Source organism: Gordonia sp. 852002-50816_SCH5313054-c, assembly GCF_001665925.1.
Classification (GTDB): domain Bacteria; phylum Actinomycetota; class Actinomycetes; order Mycobacteriales; family Mycobacteriaceae; genus Gordonia; species Gordonia jacobaea.
Window position 1 is genome coordinate 1 of the sequence record NZ_LZTE01000083.1, and the last position, 1,527, is coordinate 1,527.

A 1,527-nucleotide genomic window follows, 5' to 3' on the forward strand; every position below is an offset into this window, starting at 1 on the left:
CCCGCTGAGGCCTTCAACGAGCAGCTATTGTTGCTCCAACAAGCCGGTGTTGCATCGACTGGTTGAGCCCGGTCAATACCGAGCCATCCGCTACACCGAACGACTGGCCGAAGCCGAAGCGGTGACATCTGTTGGCTCCAAAGGGGATTCATACGACAACGCGATGGCTGAGGCGTTCAACTCGCTGTTCAAAGCCGAATGCATCCGTAACCCCGTGATGCGCCCGCGAGGCGGCTGGGCAGGTGTGGGCGAGGTCGAGATCGCCGTCGCTGAGTACGTCGAATGGTTCAACCACCGCCGCCTGCACGGCGAGATCGGACACGTCCCACCCGTCGAGTACGAGAGCGCCTACTGGTCGACCCACACCGTCACCAGCTACCGTGAGAACCCGGTCCCCGCAAACGCTGGAACCAACTAACCGAGCCTCCAGCAAACCCGGGGCGATTCACTTCGCCCTGGTCTCGGTCACCTGGGCAACCGAGGTCACCACCCACAGCCTCACCACCGGCGACACCGTCACCGAGTACGTACCCGGATTCCTCGGCCCGAGCGGAACTAGCTGGTACCTCGCACCCGTGAGTGCCACCGAGCACGGATTCCGCCTCGTCGGTCGCTGTGCCGCCGGATTCCACACAGCCCGACTCCCCGAACTTGCCGGGATCGATGCACCCCGCCAGGTCAACGTCCACGACTTTCCGATCTGAGCACAACCCATCCAGTACCTCGGTTGCGGCTCGGCAGGCAACCAAAAGCCCCGAGCCGCAACCGATCTCCAACCCCGAGGAACGCCAGCATCATGACCGCAACACTCAGCACACTCAGCACACCCGGCACCTACAGCCCCGCCGTCGTGCCCGCCGATTACGCCGCAACCCGCGCCGGCATCCTGTGGACCGCTGCGAACCTCGCCGCCGACACCCGCCGCCGCTACGGCCACCGCATGCTCCTCGACGTCGACCTACTCGCCTGGACCCTCGACACCCTCATCGAGCACCACCCCCGACGTGAACGAACCCTCACCAGGACCTATCCCGCGGTCGGCAAAGCAGCTCGACGAGCTGCCGCCGCCAGTAATCCCCTACTCACCCCCGAGCTGCACGGCGCACCCCACCAGTGGATGAGCTGGCAACAAGCAGTCATCGCCCAGGAACGCGATGACCACCGCCACCCCGGCCCGCAGCTCTGGGCAATCCTCGCCCACGCCGCCACCCTCGCAAGCCAACCCGGCGACATCATCGAGGGACTGATCCCCGGCCGCTGGCCCGACATCGACCGCCACCGCCCCAACCGCGCCCACTAACCAGCAGCAGCCCACGACACGGTCATTCCCTACAGCAAACCAACGATTTGCTATCGTGGCCGATGCGAACACTGAGTTGCCACACCAACCAGTACATCGCCCCCAGGGTGGGAGGGGAGAGCGGCAGAACCCCCGACCTGCAGCCCTCTCCCCCGCCCCCCCCCCCCCGGGGGGCGAAACGCAAACGAGCCACGAAAGAGGGAGGATTGAGAAGAAAAACGAGTAAA

The 1,527-nt window shown here is 65.2% G+C and carries 3 protein-coding genes; all 3 read left to right on the forward strand.

What is annotated here, in order from left to right; genetic code table 11:
* A partial coding sequence (locus A5788_RS24400; protein ID WP_231894387.1) for an integrase core domain-containing protein occupies window positions 1-418 on the forward strand: 418 nt, incomplete at its 5' end.
* The gene (locus A5788_RS22120) at window positions 381-704 is read left to right on the forward strand and encodes a hypothetical protein (protein WP_197494649.1); all 324 of its coding nucleotides are present in this window, start codon (window positions 381-383) and stop codon (window positions 702-704) included. The genes A5788_RS24400 and A5788_RS22120, both read left to right, overlap by 38 nt.
* 92 nt (window positions 705-796) lie before the next feature.
* Window positions 797-1,300, forward strand: a complete 504-nt coding sequence (locus A5788_RS22125; protein WP_064905657.1) for a hypothetical protein — start codon at window positions 797-799, stop codon at window positions 1,298-1,300.
* Window positions 1,301-1,527: the final 227 nt, after the last annotated feature.

Bases quoted from the DNA above. Each gene is read 5' to 3' on its own strand.
- A5788_RS22125 (WP_064905657.1), top strand. From the start codon at position 797: ATGACCGCAACACTCAGCACACTCAGCACACCCGGCACCTACAGCCCC.